This window comes from Streptomyces sp. NPDC006314, from assembly GCF_040613075.1.
Lineage (GTDB): Bacteria > Actinomycetota > Actinomycetes > Streptomycetales > Streptomycetaceae > Streptomyces.
Map to the genome: position 1 here is coordinate 1 of NZ_JBEXRL010000032.1, position 25,881 is coordinate 25,881.

Sequence of the window (25,881 nt, forward strand, 5' to 3'; positions counted from 1 at the left end):
CAACCACAACCCACAACTGCCGTGGTCCTTCCTCGCCCACACCGGACTCACCATCCACCCACCCCACCCACCGAACTTACGAAAAGATCAGTAGGTCAGTTGCTGTCCTAGACGGCGGCGGGCTTGGTCGCAACCAAGGGACTGGGGCACCGAGGTCCGCGGTGGAAGGGCGATCCGGGGTCGCGGAGCCGACACGAGCGAATCGGTGGGATGCGCCGGACGCCACAAAAGATCCGGCGGGCGCCCTCCGTACGAACTCTGACAAATCACTGCTAAGTTCCAAGACCGGCAGGTATGTAAGTTTCCGACCGCCGCTTCGAGATGTCACCGGCAGACGGGGGCAAAGGATGAGCACGGACGACCGCGTCACGGTGACGCCCGGGATCGCACGACTGCACGAGTCGCCCGGACTTGCCGGGCCCGGCCGGCTCGGGTTGGTGACCAACCACACCGGCGTCCTCCCCGACCTGCGCCCGGCCGCGCCCGCGCTGCTCGAGGCCGGCGCGCGGCTGGTCGCCCTGTTCGGTCCCGAGCACGGGTTGCACGGGACCGGCCAGGCCGGCGAGAGCGAGGCCGCCCAGGCGGATCCCACCACTGGTCTGCCGGTCCACGACACATACCGGTGCGGCGGCGAGCGCCTCGACGAACTGCTGCGAGACTGCGGCGTCGACGCCCTGGTGTACGACCTGCAGGACATCGGGGCCAGGTTCTACACCTATGTGTGGACGATGTTCGACCTGATGGTCTCGGCGGCCCGTACGGGCGTGCGGTTCGTGGTCGCCGACCGGCCGAATCCCCTCGGTGGACTCGTCAGCGAAGGCCCGCTGCTCGACCCGGCGTGGGCCAGCTTCGTCGGGCGCGCCCCGCTACCCGTCCGGTACGGCCTCACCTGCGGCGAACTCGCCCGGCATCTCAACGCCTCGGCTGTGCCCCAAGTGGCGGGCAGTGCCGCTGACTTGACGGTGATCGAGGCTGCCGGCTGGCAGCGCGCCATGGACGCGGAGGCCACGGGCCTGCCGTGGGTCGCACCCTCGCCGAACATCCCGACGCCCGCCACTGCCACCTGCTACCCCGGCACCTGTCTGTTCGAGGGGACGAATCTCTCGGAGGGCCGTGGTACCACCCAGCCCTTCGAGATCGTCGGGGCCCCGTACATCGACACGCGGTTCGCCCCCTCGCTCGCCGAACTCGCCCTGCCCGGAGTGCGCTTCCGTGATCTGCGGTACGTACCGACCTTCCACAAACACGCCGGACGGCCACTGCGCGGGGTCCAGCTCCACATCACCGACCGCGAGGTGTTCGCTCCGGTACGTACCGCCGTCGCGATGCTCGCCACGCTGCGGCGGCTGTACCCGGACAGCTTCGCCTGGCGCACCGCGAACGGCGACATGGAGGGGAACGGCCACCGTCACTTCATCGACCTGCTGTGGGGGTCCGACCGGTTGCGGCGCGCCGTCGACGCGGGTGACGACCCGCTGCCGCTGTGCGATCCGCCGGCGCCGACCAGTCGGTGGGCCGGCGACGACGTGCTCCTCTACCCCTGAGACCTTCCGCCTCACCGCTGCGACCTGCTGCTCTGCCCCTGAAAGGAGCAGATGCCCATGAAGACGCGACAACCGCCCACGGATACCCGGTTGTGCATCCGCGCCGGCCGGGCCGCCCCTGCCACCGCCGAGCAGCGGGTCACGGACCGCATCCTGGCCGAACCGGCCGGGGCCGACGGGCAGAGCGTCTCCGAGCCGACCGCGGCCGTCACCGGCTCCGGGGCGACGGTGGTCCGGGGCAGCCGCGCCGTCGGCCGCCGGGGCTACCGTGAGCTGCGGATGGCCCTGGCCACCGGCGTCGCCCACGAGGCCGCCCGGAAGCGTCAACGGTCCGTGTCCGACAGCGACATCGGCCCGGACTGCGCCTTCCGCGAACTCGTCGGCAAGATCGGTCGCGCGGACGCCCGCGAGGTCACGGACACCATCGAGAACCTCGAGCGGCTCGAACAGCTCGTCGCCGCGATCAGCACCGCCCGCAGGATCAACCTCTCCGGGGTCGGTGCGAGCGGCTTCACCGCATCTGACCTGTGGCGTGAGCACTACCGGAGCGGACTACCCGCTGCGGCCTTCGAGGACTCCCACGCGGCGCCGGCCCAGGACGGGCCGTCCGGCGACGGCGACGTACACATCGGGGTGTCCCACCAGGGGACCGCGGCCGAGACCGTCATGGTCCTCGGCCTGACCCGCCGACGCGACGACTTGCCCGCCGCCCTCACCAACGCCCTGCCCAGCCCCATCACCGACGCCGCGCCAAGCCTCGTCGACGACGCCGACGCCGACGCCGCGGACGCTGTCCTCACCCCCGTGGTACGCGCATCGGGACCGCGCTCGGGCGCGGAAGTCGGCCGCGTCCCCCAACTCGCCCCCGTGGACCGCGTCCGGACCGCCGTGGCGCAGCACACCTCGCACCCGACCGAGGCGGCTGCGGGCGGCCTTCGACGCCGTCCGCGACCTGCGTATGGAAGGACAACCCCGTAGATGACCGATCGTACGACGGAAACCCGGGCCGGGATTCGGGGCTTTCGCGCCGGCGACGGCCCGCAGTTGGTGGAGGCCTGGCGCCGGAGTGCGCCGGCCGATCCCCTCACCCCGGACCGTTTCCGCTCCCTGGTGCTGCTCGACGCCAACTTCGATCCGGAGGGGCTCCGGGTCGCCGTCGACGGCGGCCGTGTCGTCGGCGCAGCCTACGCGGTGCGCCGTCTGACGCCGATGACCGGCAGCGACTTGGAGCCGGAGCAGGGCTGGATCCCGTTCTTCTTCGTCTCCCCGGCCGCTCGCGGGCGTGGCCTCGGCCGCCGGCTGCTGACCGACACCCTCGACTGGCTGCACAGTCACGGCCGCACCCGGGTGGACTTCTCCTCGTACACCCCCAACTACATCCTCCCCGGCCTGGACGCCGAGGTGTACCCGGAAGCACTCGGGCTCCTCGAGTCACTGGGCTTTCGCACGCTGTACGAGGCGGCGGCGATGGACCGCGGCCTGGTCGGCTATCGCTTCCCGGACGATGTCACGCGTCGCTTGGACGATTTGACGGCCCAGGGCTACCGCTTCGCGACCCCGTCCGATGACGACCTCGTGGAACTCGTCGCACTCGCCGGGAACCGCTTCAACCCGGACTGGGCGCGTGTGATCCGGGAGTGCCTGACCGCGGGCACGCCGCTCGACCGGATCGTCGTCGCGCGGGCCCCTTCGGGCCGTCTGGTCGGCTGGGCGATGCACGGCGCGTACCAGTCGGTGGACGAGCGGTTCGGTCCGTTCGGCGTGCTGGAGGAGATGCGCGGGACCGGACTCGGCAAGGTCCTGCTCCACCTGGTTCTGGAGCGGATGCGGGCGTGCGGGGCGCACTCCGCCTGGTTCCTGTGGACCGGCGAGCAGTCCCCGGCGGCCCATCTGTACCGTAAGGCCGGTTTCACCACGACCCGGGTGTTCCGCGTGATGCGCCGTGAGGCCGCTCGATGACGCCGTCGCGCCGCACGGGCGGCCTGAGCCGCCGTCACTTCGCGCTCGCTCTCCCCTCGGCGCTGCTCGCCTCGGGATGCGCCGCACCGCACCGGGGCACCGGGCGGCCCGGGGATCCGATCGTCCTCACTCTGCTCTCCCACTACGCGAGCGGGGCGCTCAAGGAGGCGCTGCAGGGCCCGGTCGACGAGTGGAACGCCATGCACGAACGGGTCAAGGTGCGGACGAAGGCCGTCGAGTTCACGGAGCTGCTGACCACGTTCATGGTCCGGCAGGCAGCGGGCCAGGGCGCCGACATCATCCACCCGTACTGCCTGTGGAACGGCCAGCTCGTCCAGGCCGGCGTCCTGCGGCCCGCTCCGCCCGACCACGCCGAGGAGATCACGCGCGGCTACGGCGAGGCCGCGGTCGGCTCCTCGTCGGTGGGAGGCGAGGTCTACGGCTACCCCACCGAGGTGCAGACGTACGCCCTCTACTACAACAAGCGGCTGCTGCGCGAGGCCGGCATCGACGGCCCTCCGCGCACCTGGCGGGAGCTGGAGGAGACGGCCCACCGCACCACCAAGCGGGACCGCTACGGCAACACGCTGGTCCAGGGGTTCGGGCTGTCGACCATCGACGACTCCACCACCGTCGGCCAGACGCTCGCCCTGCTCAACGCCGCCGGTGGAACGTTCGTCTCCGCGGACGGCAGGAGTACCGCCATCGACTCGCCGGCCGGCCGGGCCGTGTTCGATCTGGAGCACCGGCTCGTCGTCGAAGGTGCCAGCGCCCCGGGCGTCAACGTCTACAAGGCGTTCCCCTCCGGGCAGGTGGCCATGGTGGTCAGCGCCGGCTGGTGGACCGGGAGCCTGAAGGCCCTGATGGGCAAGGACTACCGCGATGTCGGCGTCGCGCCGCTGCCCGTCCCCGAGGTGGACGACGCGCGCGCCACGCTCTCCACCGGCTTCATGCTGGGGGTCAACACGGCCAGTGAACACCCGCGCGAGGCATGGGAGTTCCTGCGCTGGCTCAACGCCGACAAGGTGAGCGTGAAGAGCGCCAAGACGGGCGCGACAGCGACCCGGATGAGCTCCCTGCAGGTGTCGGTCGGCTCCCTGACCGGCCGCGCCGACGACATGCGGACGCTCCTGACCGAGGGCGGCGATCCGAACCTGCGCCCGTTCCTGGACGCGCTGGCGTACGCGGTGCCGGAGCCGAACGTGCCGGGCGCGCAGCAGGCCAAGTCGCTGCTGCGCAAGAACATCGAGGCGTTGTGGACCGGTCAGAAGTCGGTCGACGAGGCACTGCGCACCACCCGCCGTCAGGTCGATCAGGAGGTGTCGCGCTCATGGTGAACACCCTGGTACCGGAGACGACCGAGCGGGACCACGGCCCGCGGTCCGCCGGGCCCGCCATCGAGGGCCACAGCCGGACCCGGCGCCGCCAGGCCGTCGTCGCCTATCTCTTCCTGGCGCCGACCTTGCTGTTCTTCGCGGTCTTCCTGATCCTGCCGCTCGGCTTCGCGCTGCTGCTGTCGATGTCCCGCTGGGCCGGGTTCGACCTCGGTGACATCGATCCGGTCGGCATGGACAACTTCACCGGCCTCTTCGCGGACGGATCGACGTTCCTGGCGCCGATCCTCACCAACACGCTGCTGTTCGCCCTGGGCACCGTGGCCCTCGCGCTCGCCGGCTCCGTGCTCGTCGCCACCTGCATCGACAAGCTGCGGTTCCAGGGGCTGTGGCGCACCCTGTACTTCCTGCCGATCGTCACCACCGTCGTCGCCGTCGGCAACGTGTGGAAGTACATGTACGAGCCGGGCGGGCTCGCCAACGGCGTCCTCAACGCCCTCGGGCTCGGCTCGGTGGCGTTCCTGCAGGACCCGGACACCGCGCTGCCCTCGGTCGTGGTCGTACAGGCCTGGGCTTCGATCGGCACGGCGATCCTCGTCATGACCGCCGGGCTCAAGTCCATTCCCGAGTCGTACTACGAGGCCGCCGCGCTCGACGGCGCCGGGCCCGTCACCGTCTTCTGGAAGATCACACTGCCGCTGCTGCGGCCGTCCCTGCTGTTCGTGTGCATCACCCAGTTCATCACCGGCCTGCAGTCGTTCGCGCTGATCATCGTGATGACCAAGGGCGGGCCGGGCGACGCGACCAATGTGGCCGCCCTGGAGATGTACCGGCAGGCTTTCAGTCACGGCGACTGGGGCACCGCGAGCGCCGCCGCCTTCGTTCTGTTCGTGGTGGTCCTCATGGTCACCCTGATGCAGTTGTGGATCTTCCGGCGCAAGGGGGAGGACGCATGACCCGCCGCCGTTTCCCGGGCTTCTCGTATCTGGTGGTCGTGACCGGCGCCGTGCTCACGGTGGTGCCGTTCCTCGACATGGTGATGACGTCCTTCAAGGGGCCCGGAGAGTCCGGCACGCTGCCGTACCGGTTCCTGCCCGAGGCGCTCGACCTGTCCAACTACCGGGCGGCGGTCGACCAGCTCGATCTACCGGTGCTCTTCCGTAACAGCGTCATCGCCACCGCCGTGATCACCGGATCGGTGCTGCTCACGTCGTCACTCGCCGGCTACGCCCTCGCCAAACTCCGCTTTCCCGGACGGAACTTCATCTTCCGCCTCGTCTTGTCGACGATGATGTTCCCGCCGTTCCTCTTCTTCATCCCGCACTTCCTGATCCTGGTGCACTGGCCGCTGGCGGGCGGCAACGACCTGTTCGGGCGCGGCGGCGCGGGCCTGACCGTCAGCATCGCGGCGCTCGCCATGCCGTTCCTCGTCAACGGCTTCGGGATCTTCCTGATGCGCCAGTTCATGGTCTCGATCCCGGACGAGGTCCTTGAGGCCGCGCGCATCGACGGGGCCGGCGAGTTCGCCGTGTGGTGGCGGATCGTGGTGCCCCAGACCAAGCCGGTCGTGGTGACGCTCGGACTGCTGACCTTCGTCGATGCCTGGAACGAGTACATCTGGGCGCTGCTCGTCTCGACCGCCAACCCGGACGTGATGACTCTGCCCGTCGGAATCCAGCTTTTGCAGGACTACGTCGACCCGACCCGCACGATGCCCATCGTCATGGCCGGCCTCGTGCTGAGCATCCTGCCGGTCCTCACCCTCTTCCTGCTGCTGCAGAGGTACTACATCCGCGGCGTCATGCTCAGCGGCCTCAAGTGAAAAGCTCCGTGACCGGCAACGAAGACGGCCCTCGCCGTCTGCTGCCACATCGGCGGCGTGGACCTCACCACAGGCCCCCTGCCGGGCGAGCGCATCCTCAACGGCACCGCGGCGTGCTCCTCGCCCTTCCGCCCGGTGAAAGCGGCCACCCGCGTCTGGCGCCGAGGAGTACGAGCCACGGAAGATCGCCGAGGGCGAGGAGTCCGCCGTTCCGCTGCTTCGACGGCGTCTCCGACAGGTTCCTCGTCGCCGGCGACGACGCGCGCTGACCGCGCCGGCCGGATTCGCGAGGCAACCACCCTGACGAACCCGCCCGCCGCGCGAGTGAACCGGGCTCCGACTCCGCGGCCCGGCTGTCGACTTCAGTCATTCCCTCCGTCCCAGGTCAACGGCAAGCACCGGCTCAGGACGCGAAACGTTGCGGGAGGCCGGGAGCGTGTGGATCGTGGAGCCGGGAAATTCCCTACCGTGGTGGCCGTAGAGGGCGGAGACTCTTCTCATGGCTGACATGGGGGCGTTCCGGGATGCGGTCACCACGTGGGCGGCCGGTGGCTCCGGCGACTCCGCGCGCGAGCTGGCCGTGCGGCTGCCCGTCCGGACAGCCGTCCTGCTCGAAGGGCCGAGCGATGTGGCAGCGGTCAGCGCACTGGCCGCGAGCCGCGGCCGGAACCTGGCGGCCGAAGGAGTCTGCGTCCTGCCCATGGGCGGTGCGATGAGCGTCGGGCGGTTCGCCCGTCTCCTCGGGCCACCCGGCCTGGGCCTCCGCCTCACGGGGCTGTGCGACGAGGCGGAGCGTCGCTACTACGCTCGCGGCTTGGAGCGGGCCGGTGCGGCACAGCAAGGGTTCTTCGTCTGCGCGGCGGATCTGGAAGACGAGCTCATTCGCGCGCTGGGCGTGACACGGGTGGAGGAGCTCGTCCGGGCAGAGGGCGACCTGCGCGCCCTGCACTCCTTCCTGCGCCAGCCCGCACAGCGGGGCCGCACCTCACAGCAGCAACTGCGGCGCTTCCTCGGCACGAAGAAAGGACGCAAGATCCGCTACGGCCGCGTCCTCGTCGAGGCCCTCGACCCCGACCGCGTACCCGCCCCACTCGACGGCCTGCTCACCAGCCTCTGACCGCGGCATGACGTCACTCTCGGCAGAGGCGGGATCAGTGGCGGCCGATGTAGCAGCGGATGGCCGTACCGTCGGGGCGGGTGTGGATGCGTACGAGGTCGGCGAGGTAGTGCACCATCAGCAGGCCCCGGCCCCCCTGCTGGTCCCGTGTGGGTGGGCGGCGGCCGGCGAGCGGATCGCTCAGATGCCCGCGGTCGCGGACCTCGCACACCACCTGGCCGTCCTCGGTCCACACCCGTAGAAGGCCCGAACCCCCACCGTGCACGACGCTGTTGGTGGTCAGCTCGGCGACGATCAGGGCCACGTCCTCAAGGCGGATACCGGACAGACCGAACTGCGCGGCCTGCTCGACCGCGAAGTGGCGGGCGCCCGGCAGTCCGTCGGCGTCGAAGACGAGTTCTTCGGTGGTGGCTGCTGGTGCCAGGGGCTGGTTGTAGTGAGCGATCACCTGCTCGGGTGCGTAGGCGGGGCTGGGCCGCTCGTGGCCGCCGGAGATGACCACGGGATGAGTCGCGTACGCGTCGGCGAGTACCCGCTCGTCCAGGCGGTCGGCGTCGTACGGGCAGAGAATGGTGACGTCCCGGCCTTGGAATGCCGGGTTGATCAGCGCCTCGTGCTGGACGCACGCCGGATACTCCACGCTGCTGCGGCCGGCCCAGATCGGCTCACCGATGATCCGCACACGCGTCTGGCGATGGGCGTCCGCGAAGGCACGCAGCACCTTGGGGATGATCCGGCCGGGGTTGCGCCCCGCCTCGGTCATGTCCAGGAAATGCACGTGGGCGGCATCCTCACCCAGGGCCGTCTGCAGGATTGCCAGGTTCGGCCCGGGTACGGCGACCGCCACCGGTTCTCCGGCCTTCAGGCCGTCCCGGACGAAGGTCACCGTGCCGTGCAGGTACTCCTTCTCGCCTCGGTAGAACAAGGCGGGATGAACGAACGGTTCGGTGGTCGGGGCAGTCATCATGCCACCACCTCGACGGCGGGCAGGTCCGGCCAGAACAGGTCCAGCACGCGCCGCAGGGCGGCAGGTGGCTCTTCCAGCACGATGCGTCGCCCCTCCGCAAGGCCCTGGGCGGCCGCCGCCAGAGCCGAGACTCCAGCGACGTCGATGAAGGTGACTGCGGAAAGCTCCAAGTGGCACGCCTCTTCATCGCTCAGGGCAAGCTGGTGCAGTGTCTGTTCCCAGGCCGGGCGCGTGACCAGACTGATCTCGCCGGCCGCTTGCCAGCCCGGCCGGTCCGCCAACGGGTGCACGCGCAACACGCCCGTGGACCGGGCCGGCGATGCTGTCAGCGCATCCCCCTCCCCCGAACTGTCCACGCCACCGCCCCTGGGTCACCTGCCGACTGAATTCGTAGTATCTCTCACCGGCGAACGCGGCAGTACGGGGGTGGTCACCTTTACAGTCGGCTCCGGCTCCGGCGCCGGCCACGGGCCGCCGCCGGAACGGGGACGTTGGCCGTGAGACGGGCAAGCCCTGCTCGGCGGTGGAGCGGCGGAGCTCCGAGCAGGTGGCTACGGGTGCCGCAGAGTCTCTAGTCTGGGTGACCGCCGGGCGCTCGCGCGGCACGGGGGCGTGCAGAGATGAGGAGGGCGGCACTATGGGTCACCCGGTGGATGTGACAATCGACCTGGACCGTGATGTGTTCCTGCGGACTCTGGTGCGGGAGCTGGCGACGTCGCTGGAGTCGGTGATCGGCCTGGAGGAGGCATCCGGCTACATCAGCCTGGTGGGCCAGGCGGTGGGCACGCAGATCGACGAGATGTACCTCAAGGCCCTCGGCACCGACCAGCTGTCCCGGGAGCAGGTCGCGGCGGCGCTGGTGGATCTCAAGCGGCGGATCATGGGCGACTTCTTCGTCATCGAGCAGGACGACACGAAGATCGTCCTGGGCAACCGGGCCTGTCCCTTCGCGGAGAAGGTGCTGGGCCGTGAGTCGATGTGCATGATGACCTCGAACGTCTTCGGGACGATCGCCGCCCGCAATCTCGGCTACGCCAGCGTCGAACTGCAGGAGACCATCGCCCGCGGCGACGCCGGCTGCCGCGTGGTCGTGCACCTCGTGCCCGGCACCGGCCCGGTGACCGGACGCGAGTACTTCGCCGACGCGGAACTGCCCGTCGCCGGCCCGGACACCGGTACGGTACCTGCGTGAGCCCTGGCCTGTTCGAGGCCATCACCAAACCCCTGCCCCACCCCGTCATCCTGTGCGCGGGGGACGGCACGATCCTGGCGGCCAATCCGGCCGCCTCCGCCTCGATCCCCCAGCTGTGCGCGGGCGCCAGCCTGTATGCCCTCATCCAGGACGACGCCGGTGTCCTGCGGACGCATCTGCGCAACTGGCTGCGCAGCGGCAGCCCGCTGCCGGGCGCGCTCGTCCTCAAGGACAGCGACGGCAGCCGGGTGCGCTATCGCTGCCACGGCGTCCGCGCCACCTGGTGGCAGGGGCCCGAGACGGTGGTGCAGGTCAACCTCATCCGTCTCGACCACGCCGACCGGTTCGTCGTTCTCAGTCAGCAAGTCAGCGCACTCAACCGGGAAATCGCCATCCGGCGTACCGCCGAAGCCCAGCGCGAGGAACTGCTGCTCGCCGAGCAGGCCGCCCGCGCCCGTCTGCAACGCCTGTACCAGCTGACCGCGGCGCTGGCATCGGCCGCGACCCTCGCCCAGGTCGCCGAGGCCGTGGCGACCACCGCCGCCCGGGTGCTGGACGTGGACGGCGTGACCCTGGAGCTGCACTCCCGCCGCCTGATGCCCGCCCTGGAACCAGGTGAGGATCTGCGGGCCCTGACCGAAACCGCGTGGAGAGACCTCGACCGGCCACGTGACAACGCGCGCCCCGCAGCCACCGGAGTGCTACGGATCGCGCTGGAGGCCGATGGAGTCGTACTCGGCGCGCTGACCGTCCGCCCAGGGGCGGGCGGGATACCGGAGTCCGAGCACCGGACCGCGGTGGCCCAGCAGATCGCCCAGGCGGTGCGCCGCGCCGGGCTGTACGAGCACGAACACCGTGTGGCCGAACGCCTCCAGCTCAGCCTCCTCCCCCAACTGCCGGATGTCGCCGGTCTGGAGGTGGCGACCTGTTACGCGCCCGGCAGCGACAGGGTGATGGTCGGCGGCGACTGGTACGACCTCTACAACCTCGACGAGGACCACATCGGCCTGTCGATCGGTGACGTCGCCGGCCACGGCCTGCCGCAGGCAGCCGTCATGGCACAGATAATCGCCGCCCTGCGCGGAATCGTCCTGCGCTGCGGCACCCGCCCGGAGGCGGTGCTGTCCGAGCTGAACGAATACCTGCACCTCTACCACCGCGGCCAGATGGCCACCGCCGCCTACCTGCTCTACCACCGGCCCACCCGCACCCTGACCTACGTCAAGGCCGGGCATCCCCCGCCGCTCGTGGTGCACCCCGACGGCTCCAGCCGCTACCTCGACGGGCCCATCTCCCCCCCGGTGGGACCGGTCCCCCGCGCCCGCTACCGCCAGGGCGAAACCACCCTGGCCGACGGCGATGCCGTCCTGCTCTACACCGACGGCCTGATCGAACGCCGCAGGGAACGCCTGGACACCGGCATGGACCGCCTCACCCGGACAGCCCGCCGCGGCGCCGGCTTGAACGTGCACGATCTGTGCGAGCTGTTCCTCAACCACCAACCCGATGCCGACTACCCGGACGACCGCGCCCTGCTCCTCGTCCGCCCGGGCCCGCCGTCCCGACCCGCCCAGTAGACGTCCACAGCGACCGGCCGAGGGACCGCCTCTGGCGCGATGCGGCCCGCGAAGCTGCCGCCGGGGGCGTCAGCCGGCGCGACCGGCGCGGTGGCGCGCTCGCGTCAGGTTCCGGCCGGACCTCATGTCCATGGCCGACCGCCATCACCAGCTCCGTCCCTGCCGTTCGACGCGGGCAGGACCGGGATCACGGCGGCGAGGTGCCCTTCCTGATCGGATCCCTCCAGCGAGACCGCCCACCAGCACCCGAGCCTTCCCGCGCCGGAGGCCGCCCTGGAACGGAGCGGCGGCCGCAGCCTGGCCGACTTCGAGCCTCGGTTCCGAGGCACACAAGCGCCGTGAGGCAGTGGCGCGGCCTGGCCACCGCTACGACCCGACCGTCACCCGTCCACCTCGCCGGACTCCACGTCGCCGCCGTCTTCCTCCGGTCAGCGCGACGATCCGAAAGAAACGGCCCGGCCGCCGCGCCCCTGGGTGGCTACGGTGCCTCTTCGCCGCCCATGCGCATCTCCGCCGCCGCGACCATGATCAGGCCCCGCACCAGCGCACCCGCCGCTCAAGCTCCTGACGGCCCGAGCGGTTCGTGCGCGCATCCCGGATGATCGCAGCTCGTACCTTCAGCGAGTGGTGAGCATGCCTTCGCGCAGCCGGGTGAGTGTGCGCGTCAGAAGTCGGGAGACGTGCATCTGGGACACGCCCAGGCGTTCGCCGATCTGGGCCTGGGTCAGTTCCTCCACGAACCGCATGTGGATGATCTGCCGGTCCCGCTCAGCGAGCTCGGCGATCAGCGGAGCCAGGGCGTGGAAGTCCTCCACCAGCTCGAGCGCCTCGTCCTCGGTGCCGATGAAGTCGGCCAGGGCGGTCTCGCCGTCCTCGCTGGTGCTGAGTGCGGCATCCAGCGACGTCGAGTTGTAGCCGTTGGCGGCGAGCCGGGCCTCCATGACCTCCTCTTCGGGAAGGCTCATCAGCTCCGACAGCTCCTTGACCGTCGGGGTCCGGCCCAGCCGGCCGCGGAGCTCCTCGGTGGCCCGCGCGAGCTGCACACGGGCTTCCTGCAGACGACGCGGCACATGGACCGCCCAGGTCGTGTCGCGGAAGAACCGCTTGATCTCACCCACGATGTAGGGGATCGCGAAGGAGGTGAACTCCGCCTCACGCGACAGCTCGAACCGGTCGATCGCCTTGATCAGCCCGATCATGCCGACCTGGACGATGTCCTCCATCTCCTCCGGCCCGCGGCTGCGGAACCGGCCGGCCGCATAGCGGACCAGGGACATGTTCATCTCGATCAGCGTGTTCCGGGCGTAGCTGTACTCGGGCGTGCCCTCATCCAGGACCGTCAGCCGGTCGAAGAACAGACGCGACAGCTCCCGGGCATCCTTCGGCGCCACCTTGGAGGGGTCGGCGACCTCCGGCAGCTCGGCTGACTGCGTGCTGGGTGCCGCCGTGCTCGTGAACGTCATGATGCCCCTCCCCTGAGTCGAGCTGACCACTGCTGCAGTGCCGTCACCGGCCGAAGTGGCCGGTGACGGCGCGTCTACCCCTTCATGGTGCACCCATACCTGCTCTGTGCACGAATCGGCTGCGACCGCTTGCGGTCGTGGTTGGACTCGTGAGCTGGGGATATCCGCTGTTCATGAGACTGCAGACGGGGTTGCGTGACGTTGACCGGTTGCTGACGAAGCAAGCGGCTTCCCGGATACCGCACGGCATGGCCGCCGTGCTCTCCGCGGTGGAGGAGGCAGCCGAGGGAACAAAGCTGTGGTGTGCCACGGCCCTGGCGATGGCGGTGGCCGGAGGGTGGCGCGGCCGGAAGGCGGCGGCAGCCGGTCTCGCCGCCGTAGGGCTGGCGCAGCTGATCTCGAACGGGGTGTGCAAGCAGGTGACCGACCGCCCTCGGCCACCCGAGGAGTGGATTCCGCACGACGAGGTCCATGACCGGCCCGAGTCGTCGTCGTTTCCCTCCGGGCACACCGCGGCAGCGGCAGCCTTCACCGCCGCCGTCGCTGCTCACTGGCCGGCAGCCGGGGTGGTGTGCACGGTGCCCGCCACCCTGGTCGCCCTCGAGCGCGTGCAGTCAGGCGCCCACTACCCCAGCGATGTCGTCACCGGCGCCCTCGTCGGCGTGGGCAGCGCCTGGCTGATCCGGCGCGCACCCCGGCTCCTCCACCCGTGGGCGCCATGACGGGCAGCCCCGGCCCCACTGCATCTGCATGGGCCGGCTGGATGCCCGGAGACGACCGATCGGGCGGCGCACGGGCGCATACGCCAGTGAGCCGGTGGCACCCGGGAAGTGATCGCAAACACCATCCGGCCGGGTGCCCGGCCGGCCCGACCAGAGTCCCGAACAACCGAGGGAGATCCGACATGTCACAGGTGGAAGAGTCCATCGAGGTGAACGTCCCGGTCCGCACCGCCTACAACCAGTGGACCCAGTTCGAGGACTTCCCCCAGTTCATGGACGGTGTCGAACGCATTGAGCAGCGCACCGACACCCTCACCCACTGGAAGACGAAGATCGGCGGGGTCGAGCGGGAATTCGACGCGGAGATCACCGAACAGATCCCCGACGAACGCGTCGCGTGGACCACCATCGGCGGCGAGGCCAGGCAGGCCGGCGTCGTCACCTTCCACTACATCGACGACAACACCACCAAGGTCATGATGCAGCTCGACTACGCCCCCGAGGGCCTGGCCGAGACCGTCGGCGACAAGCTCGGCTTCGTCAAGCGCCAGGTCACCGGTGACCTGAAGCGGTTCAAGGAGTTCATCGAGCAGCGCGGCGGGACCGAGACCGGCGCCTGGCGCGGCGAGGTCTGACCGGCCACGCCGCTGCCCGCCAGAACGGCATTGTGCGGCACCGATCAGCGGCGGCGGCCGGCCAGGTTTCGAGGAACCCGGCCGGCCGCCGCCGCTTGCACACCGCGAGCATGCGGGTGATCGGCTCCTGCAATGACGACTACGCGTACCGCCGCCTGTCATGGAAGCGCGGCATCGAGCCGCTCATCGCCAGGCGCGGCCCCGCCCCCGGTCTGGGCCTGGACCGTTGTGGTGCAGGCCCGTGGCACCGTCACCGGCTTCCTTCTGATGCCCGATGTGCCACGGGAGACGGACCGACATCGCTGCGGGCTTCCTTCCCCGCCGCAGCCAACTCGGGAGACGCCGCAGTTCTCATGCCGGCCTCACACCAGCGGTCGCCCCCCCCCCCGGCATCGCAGACGGTCAGCACAGACGACGTCGGCCGGGAGGGCTGCAGCGATGTCGACGAACGCAAGGGTGTTCGCGGTTTCACTCGTAAGACCGGCGTCGCCGTGAAGGCGAAGACACGAAGAAACGGCTCATCGAACTCTGCACCTGGTTCAACAACCGGAGCCAGGCCGCGTTGTTGCCGCCAGAGCGTTGGGGACAGCTGTCCGCCATCGGCCTGCGCTGGACGTAGACGAACGACCATGTCGGCCGGGTCCCTGGGTACCTGGACTGTGTCAGGGAAAATCAGGAAAGGTCTCGCAGTGGATGGATCATCGCTCCGAGCAGTGGGCTGGGCACGCTCACTGCCACTGAACAACGAAGTGAAAACGGCACGGGACTGGGCGCGTGAGCACCTGGACTCTCTGGGGTGGACCACCAGCACCCCCGAGACGGTGGACGCAGTCCTGCTGACCGTCTCAGAATTGGTCACCAACGCCCATGTCCACGCACACAGCAATGCGCAACTGATACTGACCTGGGACAACCGCTGCCTGCACATCGCGGTCCACGACTCTTCCAGCGAACTGCCGACGCCCCGCACGCCCAGCGCGGAACGTGTCGGAGGGCGGGGAATGTTCCTCGTCGACGCCCTGGCCGACGAGTGGGAAGCCCGCCCCTGCCCCCGCGGCAAGACCGTCATCGCCTGCTTCCACCTGCCCGAAGAGAAGGAACAGGGCTAGGCTCCTGCTGGTGCGCACCGCGCCGCCGTCGTGGCCAGCCCGCGACGCCCGGCCACCTTCGGGACGGTCCGCCCCGTCGGCACCTCACTCCCCCGGCCAGCCAGCACACCCCGTTCTACGCGACGCCGGACTCATCGGCATCACCGGCACCGCAGTCATCAACACCCCTACCCCACTCGGATCGGCGCTCCCCCCACAACGACACCTCCGGTAAATGACCGCTTCGCAAGCGGATATCGAAGTCCAGCGGGTGCCGCTGTTCGGCGGCTTCGGCAGCGGTGCAGTACTTGGGCCGGGTCCGGCCGTGGTCGGTTCGATGATCGGTCGGGCAGTCTTCACGGGATGTCGCCGGACCAGTCGAAGCGGCGTCGGTCACCGGGGCGCGGGTCGTACATCGCCCGGCCGCCGGCGCCGAACTGCCCCAGTTCGGTTGGGAGAGCGACGCCGCCGTCGATCTCTCCCTGCGTCCATCCGGTGATATCGAGCAGCAGCCCGTCCAGCGGCCCCCCGACCAGTTCGACGTAGCGCTGCCCCGGCCGCGGGCCAGGGTGGTCGTGGTCCTGACCGTAGACCCGGCCGCGCAGCAGTTGCTCATCGTTGTTGTCCATACGAGCCAGACTCCCAGGCGCCACCGACAACGGGCCTCGGCCAGGGCGGCCGCCTGGGGCAGGCGTGCGCTGCCGCTCCGAGCGGTTCGTGAGGGGGAGCACGAGAGGCAGCCGCCGCCTCTCCTCTGCCAAGCCCTTTATGAGCGAAGGGCATGGCGCCGGACATCGAACCTCCTCCGACGGACGCGTCCCTCCGGGTGCCCGCTGCCGAGGTCAAGGGGCAGACGGATCGCCTGCGATGAGCGGCATGCCCGCAGGGCCCGGCCGTCCTGCTGGCCGGGCCCTGCGAAGGGGGCGTTTCGTGTGCGGTTCAGGTCACCATCGATACCAGCGCCCGCGGCCACCGCCGGCGGTGCTGGAGCGCATGACGAAGCCGAGAAGCCACAGAACCAGGACGGCGAGCGCGACCCACCAAAGGATCTTGATGGCGAATCCGGCACCGAAGAGAACGAGCGCGAGAAGCAGAACAAGCAGCAGGGGAACCATAGTTATCAACCTCCTGAGCGCCCGTCTGCCCCGCGAATCTTCCTTCAATCACCACCTGCACCCTGTTTGCACAGGGAGAGCCAGGGCACCAGATGCTTGTCGATCAATCGGCACAGCAACGTTGAGGAGGCGCATTTCATGACTGCCGGCGAGAAGGCCAAGGCGAAGACCGAGCAGGCCAAGGGCAAGGTCAAGGAGGCCACGGGCAGCGCCATCGGAAACGACCGCATGGCCGCCGAAGGACAGGCAGAAAAGACCACGGGCGATGCCCGTGAGGCCAAGGAAAAGGCTAAGGACGCTTTCAAGCACTGACAGCATTCCTTCCCCTGTATTTGCGAAGGGCCTTCCCGGGCGTGAGCCGGGGAAGGCCCTTCGTATTGGTGCACACGGGGCCGAACGCGGTGTTCATCGACTTCGTCCGCGGGAACGACCAGCAGGTCGTGGAGCACCTGGAGAAGTTGTCCGACCAGGAGCCGCACGGCATCGTCGCGGTCTGCGACGACCTGGACCCGAGCCGCGCCGAAGGCACCGAACTCGACTACTACCACGGGGTGATCACATCAGCGGCTGCCCCGGAAGGCACCACGGTTCTCCCTGTCCCGGCCGGCACCTGGGCGGCCTTCACCACTTCCGGGCCGACGCCACAGGCCATCCAGGAGCTGTGGCGGGACGTATTCACGCAGTGGTTTCCGTCCAATCCGTCCTGCAGCCGCCCCGGCCCCCAGATCCTGCGCACCCGCCTGTCCTCGGACAAGACAGAAGCCGATGCTGAGCTGTGGCTCCCGGTGGAACGGGAACACTGCACAAAGCGCTGACCGCGTGAGCGCTTCAGCCGGCCGCAGAGGCCGGCTGAAGCGCTCGATCACCCTTTTCACGGGCAGCGTTTCCGGGCCGGACGGGCCCGGCGACGGGAGGGATCCGTGCCAGAGGATTGGAATGGGTGCCGGCCGGTCGCCCGCGGGCCGCTCACCGAACTGCCCCTCGGCCCTCCGTCAGAGGGTGGGGCGGGCGCGGGGCCATCCGGGTGGTCCCAGGCCGTGTCGGGCGGTCGGCGCGGGACCGTTTGGCCATGCTGGGCGGGGATGGGCACCCTTCCCGGCGACAAGGAGCACCGCATGCCGACGGACCCGGTCGGACGATTCCTGGCGGCCCTGGACCCCGATCACCGGGAGGCCATCGGCGCCAAGCCGCGCGAGGAACAGGAACTGCTCGCGGCGGCCTGGGAACGTGAACTGGAAGCGGACGACGAGCTCGACACCCTCGACGAGCTGTCCCCTCCTGCCGCAGAGGCCGAAGCGGCACGCCGCGTCCTGGACCGTGGAATCGGCTAGCACTTGTCCGGCCGATCACGACCGGAGCCAGATGACCAGGGCTGCCGCTGTGGTGGTGCCGACGTGGACGTAGCCGTGCTTGTCGTAGCGGGTGGCGACCGCGCGGCACTGTTCGAGCCGGTTCCGGTCGGCGGCGAGCTCGTCACGGACGACGGCGTCGGCCGCCGGGTCGCCCGCCGATGATGGCGAGCAGCTGCGCGCGCTCCCGCTCAGCGACTTCGGCCGGGCCGCGTTCGTCATCGGCCAGGTCCTCGCGGTCACGGTCGATGTGCTGTTGCCGAGGAAGACTGCTACCCCCTGTTCCACTGCTTCGCGCTGGGCACCGGACGCGTGACCTCCGCCGCAACCGCCGCGCTGCCGTTCGTCGTTGCACTCGTCGGCGATCCGGACATGGGCGCCCGGACCACGCTCGTCCAGCTACTGGCGAGCTCGTCCAAGGCGGTGGCCCAAGCCGACCCGGGGCTGGTGGACGCGGGGTGGCACGAGGCATGGCGGCCCCAGCGCCCCCGGATCCGGGCGCCGCTCGCGGACCCCCTGGCCGAGGTGCGTAGGGAAGCCCTGCCCCGCGCCGGACCGCCGGACGTCCCAGAGGCCGTTTCTGTTGGTGGGCGGGGTGCCGGGCATCATGGTCGTCGGCGGGATCCCATGGTGAGACTCATCGACCGCGTCGTCGCCGAGCCAGGCCATCCGGACGACGACGCTCTCCAGTCGGTCAGGTCCTCGGCGGCCCACGTGCGGTGCCCGACCTCGGTGGGGTCGGGCACCCCTGAGTGCTCCTTGCAGGAGGGACGACACTCTTGATCGCTGCTGAGTTCAGGAGCCTTCGATCGGTCCGGCCCGATGCCATCCAGGCGCCCGCACGTCGATCGTGAGACCTCCCGGCCCGACCTCCTCACCGCAGGTCCGGCACATCGACGTCAGATCGAGGTCGTGCTCGGCGTCGTGCTCCGAGCCGGGCCTGCCGCGATGCCGGAAGGCGACCGGCGGCGTGTCCACCGCCCAGCGATCGCCCCAGGCCAGCAGCGCGCGCATCACCGGTGCGAGATCGCGGCCGGCCTCCGTGAGGTGATATTCGAAGCGCAATGGGCGCTCGCTGTAGGCGCGGCGCTCGACCACGCCCGCGTCTTCCAGTGCGCGCAGTCTGGCGGCGAGGCGGTCGCGGGGGGCACCGGTGTTGCGGACGATCTGGTCGAAGCGCTGGTTGCCGTAGAAGATCTCGCGGATCGCCAGAAGGGCCCAGCGTTCGCCGACGAGTTGCAGCGCGGCAGCCACAGAGCACGGCCGACCGGGCACTTCGGGGTGCGGAACCGAGTTCTCGCCCTGCTTCGCGTTCGAGGTCACGTCCCCATCCTCTCCCGAGTTCGTTGCGTTTTCAAACCCACATGGCTAGCCTCCGATCCATGACAGTTGGAATTCCAAACCCACAAAGGGCGTCCCGAGCCGTGTTCGCGACGGTCGCGGCCGCGGTCTTCATGTCGAACCTCGACCTCTTCATCGTCAACGCGGCCCTCCCGGCGATCGGCCGCTCGTTCGGCGGCAGCGGCCTCGGCTCCCTCTCCTGGGTCCTCAACGGCTACGCGATCGTCTTCGCGGCGCTCCTCGTAGTCGCCGGCCGCGTCGCCGACCGCTCTGGCCACAAGCGGGTCTTCCTGACCGGATTGGCGGTGTTCACCCTCGCCTCGGTCGGCTGCGCGCTCGCTCCCAACGTCGGGACGTTGGTCGCGGCACGGCTCGTGCAGGCCGCCGGCGCAGCGCTGGTGATGCCGACGTCGCTCGCGCTGCTGCTCGATACGACGGCACCCGAAAAGCGCGCCGGGGCGGTGCGGGCCTGGGCCTCGATCGGAGGAATCGCCGCCGGACTCGGGCCGGTGGCCGGCGGGCTGCTGGTCGAGGCCGGATGGCGCTGGGTGTTCATCGCCAACGTGCCAGTGGGGATAGCGGCGTTCGCGCTCGGTGTCAAGGTGCTGCCGTCGCCCAGACGCGCTGGGGCGGAGAAGAGTCCGCTGCCCGACCTGTTCGGCGCCGTCCTTCTCACCGGATCGATCGCAACGCTCGCGCTCGGCCTGAGCAAGGCTCCTGACTGGGGTTGGACGAGCACCGGCACCCTCGGCGGCCTGGCTGCCGCGGTGCTGCTCGGCGTCTGGTTCGTCCTGCGCTCGGCCCGCCACCCCGCGCCGATCGTCGAGCTGCCGCTGCTCCGGGTTCCGGCGTTCACATCAGCCGCGGCCGCCCTGACGCTGTTCACCGTCGCGTTCGCTGGAATGCTGCTCGGCACGGTGCTGTGGTGTCAGGGCGTGTGGGGCTACTCGGCTCTGCGCACCGGTTTCGCCATCGCGCCGGGACCATTGCTGGTGCCGCCGGTCGCGTTGCGAATCGGGCCCGCCGTCGCCAGATTCGGTGCGGGCCGCATCGCGCTGGCGGGAACCGTCCTGTTCGCGGCCGGCACCCTGTGGTGGGCCGCCACGCTCGACACCGGCTCGGCCTACGCGGCCTCGCTCCTGCCCGGCATGATACTGACCGGCCTCGGCGTCGGCATGACACTGCCTGTCCTGACCGGGGCGTCGGCGGCCGCCCTGCCGCCGGCCCGCTTCGCCACCGGCTCGGCCATCACCTCGATGGGCCGCCAGATCGGCGCGGTCCTCGGCGTCGCGATCCTGGTCGGCGTCCTCGGCACCCCGGCCCCCGGACACGCTGTCGCCGCGTTCCAGCACTGCTGGTACGCGGTCGCCGCAGCGTCCCTGCTCGCCGCGTGCGCGACGGTCCCGCTCGTCCGCAAGCCACAACCGGCCGCCGCCAAGGCGGCCGACGTCGCAGAGGCCGCGAAGGCCGGCGCCGCCTGAGAAGCGAGTCCCGTCCGTCGATGGACGGACGGGACTCACACTCGCCCTAGCGGTGAGACACCCTCGAACCATGCAGAGAAGAAGTGCTCGCGCAGGTCGAGCGCGATGGGGGCGCGCTGCAGCACGTCGGCCCACTCGCCCTGGTCCTCGTCATGCAGGCGGCCGATGGACACCACGGTGACGTCGGCCGGCGCCTGGCGGACGACCCGGTCCGGTCCCGGCGGGAGTCCCAACCGGTGCGGTGCTGGCGCACGCGGATATCCCAGCCGCGGCGCCGGGCGTGGCAGGCCAAGGCGAGGATGTCGAGATTGACGGAGGCGTCCGGATCGTCAGCGCGGTCGGGGACCTGGTAGTAGTCGCGGTGGGCTTCGAGGGCGTCCGCCAGGGCGAGTTTGAAGCTCTCCTCGTCGCCCTCGAGGAGTTGCGACAGCAGCACGGCCGGCGGCATGGCGAAGCCCCAGCCCTTGGCCTTCTCGTCCTGCTGCAGCGCCCGCTGCGCGGCCGGTTCGGGATCGGTGCCCTCCAGGTAGGCGTGGAGGGCTTCGCGGTACGCGGCGAAGGCGGAGCCGTCCGGGCGGGCGAAGGTGGGCCGGTGAGGACCACCGGGTTCCAAGATGCACGTCCTGTCGGACGCGAACGGACTGCCCCTGGTCGTCGGCGTCTCAGCCGCGAACGTCCACGACAGCGAAGGACTGAAGCCAATGGTGGCCGGCCACCACACGAGACACGACCCCTACCGCGGCCGCCACCTCAAGCCCCAACGCCTCCATGCGGACAAGGCATACGACGTGCCTCACCTGCGCACACGGTTACGCGGCAAGCGGATCGGCGTGCGGATCGCCCGGAAAGGCATCGAGTCCGGCGAACGATTGGGCCGCCGCCGGTGGGTCATCGAGCGGACCATCTCCTGGCTGTCCGGCTACCGCCGGCTCAGTCCCCGCTACGAACACAATCCACGATGTAGACGTAGGGCAATACCCCGGACCGCTTCAGGACGAGCCTCGATCGGTTTGGGTGAAGTGACTGGCCCGGCCACTCTGCTGTACCAGTCGACCCACCTGGGCAGCCTTGGCCCTGGGCATGAGGGTCCAGGTGCCGTCGGTGCGCTGCAGGGCGACGGCGTGCCAGGGAGTGGTCCAGGCGTCCGGTGCCTTGAGAAGGCGGATGCCGAATTTCGCGGCGCCGATGGGTTGGGGATGGATGGAGAGGCGTACGGCGTGGGGGTGGTGCTCGGCGATCACGGCTCCCCAGGCGCGGCTGCGCTGGATGACGCCGTAGGCACGTTGCCGGCATGTGCGTTGGAGGGCAGAGCGGGTGCCGGTCCAATCGGCGGTGTCCTCGACGAGGAAACGGGTGATGCCCCGGTAGAGAGCGAGGGTGTGGTCGTCGGTGCGGATCTCGGCACGCAGTGCGTCCAGGGTGGGGGCGTAGCGCTGGTGGACTTGGGCGCGCTTGATGTCGTGCGGGAGATGGCCGAGGACGTCGCGCAGGTCGAAGAGGGACAGTCTGGTCAGGCCCTGTTGGACCATGAGTATTCGGAGTTCGTCGGCGTAGGCGTCGATGTGCTCGTCGGGGACGTGGATGAGATCGCCGAAGACGTGGCCGTCGGAGCAGATGATCACGTGGGCGCCGGGTGGGTAGATTCGCTCGATCTCGGTGCAGAGGGTGTTCAAGAAGGTGAGGGAGAGGCGTTCGCCTTGGTCGGGCAGGTGGCCGAGGACCTTGGCCCGGTTGGGCGACTTGCAGGGGAAGCCGGGCAGCGTGAAGACGACGGGGGCGCCGTCGCGTATGAAGTCGGTGATGCGGCGCAACTGGTGGGGGAACGCCTCCGCTGGAGCGGGGGCTCGGTCCGTCGTGCGGTGATACGGCAGCAGCATGTTCAGGATCGCGGCGCTGATGCTCGTGGGGCGCGTGTCCGAGGTGGTCGTCAGCGGCATGGGAGATCTCCAAGGAGTATGAGGACATGGCGGCATGGCGCCGTGGCGGGCAGCCGGGCGCCGTTGGGTGAGTGAGGTCGGTCAGCGGGAGCCGGGGCGGGCGGTGTGCCCGGCCCGGGTCAGTCACTGATCGGTGTCAGAGGCGTCGGTCGTAGCCGACGGGCAGGTGGTTGGTGCCGCGACCCAGGACGGCCGGGATCCACTCGATGTCCTCGTCTCTGATGGCGAGGTGCAGGCCGGGCAGCCGGGTGATCAGGGTGCCGAGGGCGATCTGGATTTCGGCGCGGGCGACGGCGGCGCCGGGACAGAAGTGGATGCCGTGGCCGAAGGCGAGGTGGGGGTTGGGGCTGCGGTCGAGGTCGAGGGTGTCGGGGTCGGGGAAGCGGTGCGGGTCGCGGTTGGCGGCGCACAGGGAGACGATCACGGAGTCGCCGGCCGGGATATCGGTGCCGTGCAGGTCGCTGTCCTGGTCGAAGAAGCGCCAGGTGGTGAGCTCGAAGGCGCTGTCGTAGCGGAAGAGTTCCTCGACCGCGCGGGGCAACAGGCCGGGGTCGTCGCGCAGGCGGGCGAGCTGGTCGGGGTGGCGGAAGAGGGCGATCAGGGCGGTGGTGATCTGGTTGGTGACCGGTTCCTGGCCCGCGACGAGAAGCTGGAAGATCATCGAGTCCAGTTCCTCCTGGGACAGTTCGCGGCGGTCGCGGGCCACGACGAGGCGGCTGAGCAGGTCGTCGTCCCAGTGCTCGCGCTTGTGGGCGACGACGTCGGCTATGTAACTCTGCAGGCCGTGCAGGCGCGCCTCATACAGCGGCCGGCCGGGGTCGGTGGGGCCGACCGGCTGGACGACCTTGCCCCAGTCGCGGTCGAAGCGAACCACCAGTGCCTGCGGAAGGCCGATGACTTCGGCCAGGACCTGGAAGGGGAAGTGGGCGGCGAAGCCGGTGACGAGGTCCGCGGGACCGGATTCCGGCAGCGCGTCGATCAGCGCATCGGCCAGTTCCTGGAAGCGGGGGCGGAGCTGCTCGATGCGGCGCGGGGTGAAGGCGTCGGTGACGAAGCGCCGCATGCGGGTGTGCCGGGGAGGGTCCTGGTGGAGGAGGTGGACCTGGAGCTGGGAGTGCTGCGGCTCGGGCATGATCGAGGCGCGGGCGCGCCAGCGGTCGTTGCCGCGATCGTGGTTCTTGCCCAGGCGCTCGTCGTTCAGCGCCGCCTGGGCGGCGTCGTAGCCGGTGACGAGCCAGGCGTGCACGCCGCTTGGGAAGAGCACTCGGTGGACGGGACCGGCCTCGCGCATCTGCTCGTACAGGGGGTAGGGGTTGGCCTTGTAGGGGCAGCCCATCAGCGGGACCGGATCGGGGAGGGCGTCCGGATCGGTCGCGGGTATCGGTTCCTGGAGAGTCATGGGAGGCTCCTCAAAGGGCGAGTTCGGGCTGGTAGTGGTCCAGCCACAGGGCGAGGTCGACGACGCGTTCGAGGCGGAGACGGTGGCCCCACTCCAGCTGGTCAGGTGGGGTGTCGAGGCAGGGTTTGATGCGGGTTTCGTCGGCCAGGGCCCTGACCTGTTCGGTGGCGAGTGCGTCTCGGGTCATGTCCTGCAGGCCGCGGTTGTAGTCGGGGTGGTGGGTGGCCGGGTAGTGGTTCTTGGGGCGGTACAGAACCGAGTCCGGGGCGAGGCCCGTGCCGATGGCGCGCAGCAGGCTCTTCTCGCGGCCGTCGAAGCTCTTCAGCGCCCACGGTGTGGTGAAGGCGTACTCGACGAGGCGGTGGTCGCAGTACGGGACGCGTACCTCCAGGCCCTGGGCCATGCTCAGGCGGTCCTTGCGGTGGAGCAGTTGGCGCAGCCATCGGGTCAGGGACAGGTGCTGCATCTCGCGCTGCCGGTGCTCGGCGGGGCTCTCGCCAGCGAAGTGCGGTACAGCGGCCAGCGCGCTGCGGTACGTGTCGTCGCGGAACTCACCTATGCGCAGGTCGAGTTCGGGGTTGAGCGGCATGGCTGCCTCGCCGCCGGTGACCAGCAGCCAGGGGAAGGTTTCCGCGGCCAGTGCCTTGGGGTTGTGGAACCAGGGGTACCCCCCGAACACTTCGTCTGCCGCCTCGCCGGACAGGGCGACCGTGGAGTGCTCGCGGATCCTCCCGAACAGCAGGAACAGCGAGGTGTCCATGTCGCCGACGCCGATCGGCGAGTCGCGGGCCACGACGACGGCCTTGCGGTGCTCGGGGTCGAGCAGGTCGCGCGGGTCGAGGACGACCGTGCTGTGGTCGGTGCCGATGAAGGCGCCGGCTTCGGCGGCGTACGGGGTGTCGTGGCCGGTGCGCAGGACGTCGCCGGTGAACCGTTCCGCCTGGTCGCTGTAGTCGACGGCGTACGAGCGGATCCGGGCGTCCGGGCTCTCGCGTCGCTGGAGTTCGTCCGCGAGCAGGGCGGTCAGGATGGTGGAGTCGATCCCGCCGGAGAGCAGGCTGCACAGGGGGACGTCGGCCTCCAGCTGGCTGCGGGCCGACGCGCCGACCAGGGCGCGGATCCGCTCCACCGTCGTTTCCCGATCGTCGGTGTGGTCCCTGACCTCCAGTTGCCAGTAGCGGCGCGTTCGGATGCCGTCCCGGTCGAGGACCAGCACTCCGCCGGGCTCGATCTCCCTTACCCCGGACCACACCGTCGGTCCGGTGTTGAACAGCAGGCTGTACGCCTCCCGCAGCCCGTCGGCGTCCACCCGGGGCCGTATCTCGGGGTGGGCGAACAGGGCCTTGGGCTCGGAGGCGAAGGCGAGTCCGCCGTCGACCGAGGCCCAGAACAGGGGTTTGACGCCGAGCCGGTCACGGACCAGCAGGAGTTGCTGGGTTCGCTCGTCCCAGACGGCGAAGGCGAACATGCCCTCCAGGTGGTCGGCGACATCCTCGCCCCACTCCTGGTATGCCCGCAGCACCACCTCGGTATCACTGCGGGTGCAGAAGACATGACCCAGGCCGCGCAGCTCGGCCCGGAGTGCCTGGTGGTTGTAGACCTCGCCGCTGTAGGTGAGGACGACGTCCGGCTGGTCGGGCCGGTCGGCCATCGGCTGCACGCCGCCTTGGAGGTCGATGACGGCCAGGCGGCGGTGGCCGATCGCGGCGCGTTGGCCGAGCCAGACGCCTCCGGCGTCGGGGCCGCGGGGGGTGAGGGTGGCGGTCATGGCCTCGATGACCGGGGTCTGGGTGCGGGCGTCGTGGTGGAAGGACGCCCAGCCGGTGATTCCGCACATGG

The 25,881-nt window shown here is 70.1% G+C and carries 25 protein-coding genes and 3 pseudogenes; 17 read left to right on the forward strand and 11 right to left on the reverse strand.

Going from position 1 to position 25,881, the window contains the following annotated elements:
• Positions 1 to 347: 347 nt before the first annotated feature.
• The 7 genes from ABZ079_RS34655 to ABZ079_RS34685 all read left to right on the forward strand — a co-directional run bounded on the left by ABZ079_RS34655 (position 348) and on the right by ABZ079_RS34685 (position 7,776).
• Positions 348 to 1,544: a DUF1343 domain-containing protein gene (locus ABZ079_RS34655; RefSeq protein ID WP_356943430.1), complete on the forward strand. Its 1,197-nt coding sequence runs from the start codon at positions 348 to 350 to the stop codon at positions 1,542 to 1,544.
• A 57-nt stretch (positions 1,545 to 1,601) separates the two neighbouring features.
• Positions 1,602 to 2,522, forward strand: a complete 921-nt coding sequence (locus ABZ079_RS34660) for a MurR/RpiR family transcriptional regulator (protein ID WP_356943431.1) — start codon at positions 1,602 to 1,604, stop codon at positions 2,520 to 2,522.
• Positions 2,523 to 3,503, forward strand: coding sequence for a GNAT family N-acetyltransferase (locus ABZ079_RS34665; protein WP_356943432.1), 981 nt, complete (start codon positions 2,523 to 2,525; stop codon positions 3,501 to 3,503).
• Entirely contained in the window at positions 3,500 to 4,840 is a 1,341-nt protein-coding gene (locus ABZ079_RS34670; protein WP_356943433.1) for an ABC transporter substrate-binding protein, read from the forward strand. The genes ABZ079_RS34665 and ABZ079_RS34670 overlap by 4 nt, the downstream gene beginning before the upstream one ends.
• Positions 4,834 to 5,793: a sugar ABC transporter permease gene (locus ABZ079_RS34675; protein WP_356943434.1), complete on the forward strand. Its 960-nt coding sequence runs from the start codon at positions 4,834 to 4,836 to the stop codon at positions 5,791 to 5,793. Before ABZ079_RS34670 ends, ABZ079_RS34675 begins: the two co-directional genes overlap by 7 nt.
• The gene (locus tag ABZ079_RS34680) at positions 5,790 to 6,659 is read left to right on the forward strand and encodes a carbohydrate ABC transporter permease (protein WP_356943435.1); all 870 of its coding nucleotides are present in this window, start codon (positions 5,790 to 5,792) and stop codon (positions 6,657 to 6,659) included. The genes ABZ079_RS34675 and ABZ079_RS34680 overlap by 4 nt, the downstream gene beginning before the upstream one ends.
• 499 nt (positions 6,660 to 7,158) lie before the next feature.
• A complete protein-coding gene (locus ABZ079_RS34685) occupies positions 7,159 to 7,776 on the forward strand; it encodes a TOPRIM nucleotidyl transferase/hydrolase domain-containing protein (protein ID WP_356943436.1) in 618 nt (205 codons plus the stop codon).
• A gap of 34 nt (positions 7,777 to 7,810) precedes the next feature.
• Here ABZ079_RS34685 and ABZ079_RS34690 read toward each other — a convergent pair whose 3' ends face one another.
• Positions 7,811 to 8,743 (reverse strand): anti-sigma factor RsbA family regulatory protein, encoded by a 933-nt coding sequence (locus ABZ079_RS34690; RefSeq protein WP_356943437.1) that lies wholly within the window; start codon positions 8,741 to 8,743, stop codon positions 7,811 to 7,813.
• Complete coding sequence (locus ABZ079_RS34695; protein WP_356943438.1) at positions 8,740 to 9,099, reverse strand: STAS domain-containing protein; 360 nt, start codon at positions 9,097 to 9,099, stop codon at positions 8,740 to 8,742. Before ABZ079_RS34695 ends, ABZ079_RS34690 begins: the two co-directional genes overlap by 4 nt.
• 293 nt (positions 9,100 to 9,392) lie before the next feature.
• On the opposite strand from ABZ079_RS34695, the gene ABZ079_RS34700 reads away from it, so the two are divergent.
• Both ABZ079_RS34700 and ABZ079_RS34705 read left to right on the forward strand, forming a co-directional pair.
• Positions 9,393 to 9,935, forward strand: coding sequence for a methanogen output domain 1-containing protein (locus ABZ079_RS34700; RefSeq protein ID WP_356943439.1), 543 nt, complete (start codon positions 9,393 to 9,395; stop codon positions 9,933 to 9,935).
• Positions 9,932 to 11,512 (forward strand): PP2C family protein-serine/threonine phosphatase, encoded by a 1,581-nt coding sequence (locus tag ABZ079_RS34705; protein ID WP_356943440.1) that lies wholly within the window; start codon positions 9,932 to 9,934, stop codon positions 11,510 to 11,512. The genes ABZ079_RS34700 and ABZ079_RS34705 overlap by 4 nt, the downstream gene beginning before the upstream one ends.
• Positions 11,513 to 12,129: 617 nt before the next feature.
• Here the strand turns inward: ABZ079_RS34705 and ABZ079_RS34710 are convergent.
• Positions 12,130 to 12,975 carry a SigB/SigF/SigG family RNA polymerase sigma factor gene (locus tag ABZ079_RS34710; protein ID WP_356943441.1) on the reverse strand — a complete coding sequence of 282 codons (846 nt, stop codon included), beginning with the start codon at positions 12,973 to 12,975 and terminating at the stop codon, positions 12,130 to 12,132.
• A gap of 173 nt (positions 12,976 to 13,148) precedes the next feature.
• On the opposite strand from ABZ079_RS34710, the gene ABZ079_RS34715 reads away from it, so the two are divergent.
• The 3 genes from ABZ079_RS34715 (at position 13,149) to ABZ079_RS34725 (ending at position 15,441) form a co-directional block, all read left to right on the forward strand.
• Positions 13,149 to 13,697 (forward strand): phosphatase PAP2 family protein, encoded by a 549-nt coding sequence (locus ABZ079_RS34715; protein WP_356943442.1) that lies wholly within the window; start codon positions 13,149 to 13,151, stop codon positions 13,695 to 13,697.
• Positions 13,698 to 13,879: 182 nt separating this feature from the next.
• Positions 13,880 to 14,332, forward strand: a complete 453-nt coding sequence (locus ABZ079_RS34720) for an SRPBCC family protein (protein ID WP_356943443.1) — start codon at positions 13,880 to 13,882, stop codon at positions 14,330 to 14,332.
• A gap of 689 nt (positions 14,333 to 15,021) precedes the next feature.
• On the forward strand, positions 15,022 to 15,441 hold the full coding sequence (locus ABZ079_RS34725) for an ATP-binding protein (protein WP_356943444.1): 420 nt from the start codon (positions 15,022 to 15,024) through the stop codon (positions 15,439 to 15,441).
• A gap of 335 nt (positions 15,442 to 15,776) precedes the next feature.
• Here the strand turns inward: ABZ079_RS34725 and ABZ079_RS34730 are convergent, their stop codons facing one another.
• Both ABZ079_RS34730 and ABZ079_RS34735 read right to left on the reverse strand, forming a co-directional pair.
• Entirely contained in the window at positions 15,777 to 16,049 is a 273-nt protein-coding gene (locus ABZ079_RS34730; RefSeq protein ID WP_356943445.1) for a hypothetical protein, read from the reverse strand.
• Between the two features lie 315 nt (positions 16,050 to 16,364).
• Positions 16,365 to 16,535, reverse strand: a complete 171-nt coding sequence (locus ABZ079_RS34735) for a hydrophobic protein (RefSeq protein ID WP_356943446.1) — start codon at positions 16,533 to 16,535, stop codon at positions 16,365 to 16,367.
• Between the two features lie 138 nt (positions 16,536 to 16,673).
• Between ABZ079_RS34735 and ABZ079_RS34740 the strand changes: the two genes are divergently transcribed.
• The 3 genes and pseudogenes from ABZ079_RS34740 to ABZ079_RS34750 all read left to right on the forward strand — a co-directional run bounded on the left by ABZ079_RS34740 (position 16,674) and on the right by ABZ079_RS34750 (position 17,866).
• Positions 16,674 to 16,847: a CsbD family protein gene (locus ABZ079_RS34740; protein WP_356943447.1), complete on the forward strand. Its 174-nt coding sequence runs from the start codon at positions 16,674 to 16,676 to the stop codon at positions 16,845 to 16,847.
• Positions 16,848 to 16,912: 65 nt separating this feature from the next.
• Positions 16,913 to 17,350: pseudogene (locus ABZ079_RS34745) on the forward strand (GyrI-like domain-containing protein); the annotation flags it as partial.
• Between the two features lie 300 nt (positions 17,351 to 17,650).
• Positions 17,651 to 17,866 carry a hypothetical protein gene (locus ABZ079_RS34750; RefSeq protein WP_356943477.1) on the forward strand — a complete coding sequence of 72 codons (216 nt, stop codon included), beginning with the start codon at positions 17,651 to 17,653 and terminating at the stop codon, positions 17,864 to 17,866.
• A gap of 15 nt (positions 17,867 to 17,881) precedes the next feature.
• On the opposite strand, the pseudogene ABZ079_RS34755 reads toward ABZ079_RS34750, so the two are convergent.
• Positions 17,882 to 17,989 (reverse strand): annotated as a pseudogene (locus ABZ079_RS34755) (IS5/IS1182 family transposase); the annotation flags it as partial.
• Positions 17,990 to 18,679: 690 nt separating this feature from the next.
• Positions 18,680 to 19,207, reverse strand: coding sequence for a helix-turn-helix domain-containing protein (locus ABZ079_RS34760; protein WP_356943448.1), 528 nt, complete (start codon positions 19,205 to 19,207; stop codon positions 18,680 to 18,682).
• Positions 19,208 to 19,308: 101 nt separating this feature from the next.
• Here ABZ079_RS34760 and ABZ079_RS34765 point away from each other — a divergent pair, with 101 nt between their 5' ends.
• On the forward strand, positions 19,309 to 20,706 hold the full coding sequence (locus ABZ079_RS34765; RefSeq protein WP_356943449.1) for an MFS transporter: 1,398 nt from the start codon (positions 19,309 to 19,311) through the stop codon (positions 20,704 to 20,706).
• A gap of 46 nt (positions 20,707 to 20,752) precedes the next feature.
• Here the strand turns inward: ABZ079_RS34765 and ABZ079_RS34770 are convergent, their stop codons facing one another.
• Positions 20,753 to 21,232, reverse strand: coding sequence for an immunity 49 family protein (locus tag ABZ079_RS34770; protein ID WP_356943478.1), 480 nt, complete (start codon positions 21,230 to 21,232; stop codon positions 20,753 to 20,755).
• Positions 21,233 to 21,269: 37 nt separating this feature from the next.
• Between ABZ079_RS34770 and ABZ079_RS34775 the strand changes: the two are divergent.
• A pseudogene (locus ABZ079_RS34775) lies at positions 21,270 to 21,665 on the forward strand (transposase); the annotation flags it as partial.
• A gap of 30 nt (positions 21,666 to 21,695) precedes the next feature.
• Here the strand turns inward: ABZ079_RS34775 and ABZ079_RS34780 are convergent.
• The 3 genes from ABZ079_RS34780 to asnB all read right to left on the reverse strand — a co-directional run bounded on the left by ABZ079_RS34780 (position 21,696) and on the right by asnB (position 25,879).
• Positions 21,696 to 22,643 (reverse strand): isocyanide synthase family protein, encoded by a 948-nt coding sequence (locus ABZ079_RS34780; protein WP_356943450.1) that lies wholly within the window; start codon positions 22,641 to 22,643, stop codon positions 21,696 to 21,698.
• A 136-nt stretch (positions 22,644 to 22,779) separates the two neighbouring features.
• Positions 22,780 to 24,042, reverse strand: a complete 1,263-nt coding sequence (locus ABZ079_RS34785) for a cytochrome P450 (protein ID WP_356943451.1) — start codon at positions 24,040 to 24,042, stop codon at positions 22,780 to 22,782.
• Positions 24,043 to 24,052: 10 nt separating this feature from the next.
• Entirely contained in the window at positions 24,053 to 25,879 is a 1,827-nt protein-coding gene (gene asnB, locus ABZ079_RS34790) for an asparagine synthase (glutamine-hydrolyzing) (protein ID WP_356943452.1), read from the reverse strand.
• Between the last annotated feature and the right edge of the window lie 2 nt (positions 25,880 to 25,881).

What these genes read in the sequence shown, in the direction of transcription:
- ABZ079_RS34655 (WP_356943430.1), top strand. Translation starts at nt 348, where the DNA reads ATGAGCACGGACGACCGCGTCACGGTGACGCCCGGGATCGCACGACTG.
- ABZ079_RS34660 (WP_356943431.1), top strand. Translation starts at nt 1,602, where the DNA reads ATGAAGACGCGACAACCGCCCACGGATACCCGGTTGTGCATCCGCGCC.
- ABZ079_RS34665 (WP_356943432.1), top strand. Translation starts at nt 2,523, where the DNA reads ATGACCGATCGTACGACGGAAACCCGGGCCGGGATTCGGGGCTTTCGC.
- ABZ079_RS34670 (WP_356943433.1), top strand. Translation starts at nt 3,500, where the DNA reads ATGACGCCGTCGCGCCGCACGGGCGGCCTGAGCCGCCGTCACTTCGCG.
- ABZ079_RS34675 (WP_356943434.1), top strand. Translation starts at nt 4,834, where the DNA reads ATGGTGAACACCCTGGTACCGGAGACGACCGAGCGGGACCACGGCCCG.
- ABZ079_RS34680 (WP_356943435.1), top strand. Translation starts at nt 5,790, where the DNA reads ATGACCCGCCGCCGTTTCCCGGGCTTCTCGTATCTGGTGGTCGTGACC.
- ABZ079_RS34685 (WP_356943436.1), top strand. Translation starts at nt 7,159, where the DNA reads ATGGCTGACATGGGGGCGTTCCGGGATGCGGTCACCACGTGGGCGGCC.
- ABZ079_RS34690 (WP_356943437.1), bottom strand. Translation starts at nt 8,743, where the DNA reads ATGATGACTGCCCCGACCACCGAACCGTTCGTTCATCCCGCCTTGTTC.
- ABZ079_RS34710 (WP_356943441.1), bottom strand. Translation starts at nt 12,975, where the DNA reads ATGACGTTCACGAGCACGGCGGCACCCAGCACGCAGTCAGCCGAGCTG.
- ABZ079_RS34715 (WP_356943442.1), top strand. Translation starts at nt 13,149, where the DNA reads ATGAGACTGCAGACGGGGTTGCGTGACGTTGACCGGTTGCTGACGAAG.
- ABZ079_RS34720 (WP_356943443.1), top strand. Translation starts at nt 13,880, where the DNA reads ATGTCACAGGTGGAAGAGTCCATCGAGGTGAACGTCCCGGTCCGCACC.
- ABZ079_RS34730 (WP_356943445.1), bottom strand. Translation starts at nt 16,049, where the DNA reads ATGGACAACAACGATGAGCAACTGCTGCGCGGCCGGGTCTACGGTCAG.
- ABZ079_RS34735 (WP_356943446.1), bottom strand. Translation starts at nt 16,535, where the DNA reads ATGGTTCCCCTGCTGCTTGTTCTGCTTCTCGCGCTCGTTCTCTTCGGT.
- ABZ079_RS34740 (WP_356943447.1), top strand. Translation starts at nt 16,674, where the DNA reads ATGACTGCCGGCGAGAAGGCCAAGGCGAAGACCGAGCAGGCCAAGGGC.
- ABZ079_RS34750 (WP_356943477.1), top strand. Translation starts at nt 17,651, where the DNA reads ATGCCGACGGACCCGGTCGGACGATTCCTGGCGGCCCTGGACCCCGAT.
- ABZ079_RS34780 (WP_356943450.1), bottom strand. Translation starts at nt 22,643, where the DNA reads ATGCCGCTGACGACCACCTCGGACACGCGCCCCACGAGCATCAGCGCC.
- ABZ079_RS34785 (WP_356943451.1), bottom strand. Translation starts at nt 24,042, where the DNA reads ATGACTCTCCAGGAACCGATACCCGCGACCGATCCGGACGCCCTCCCC.
- asnB (WP_356943452.1), bottom strand. Translation starts at nt 25,879, where the DNA reads ATGTGCGGAATCACCGGCTGGGCGTCCTTCCACCACGACGCCCGCACC.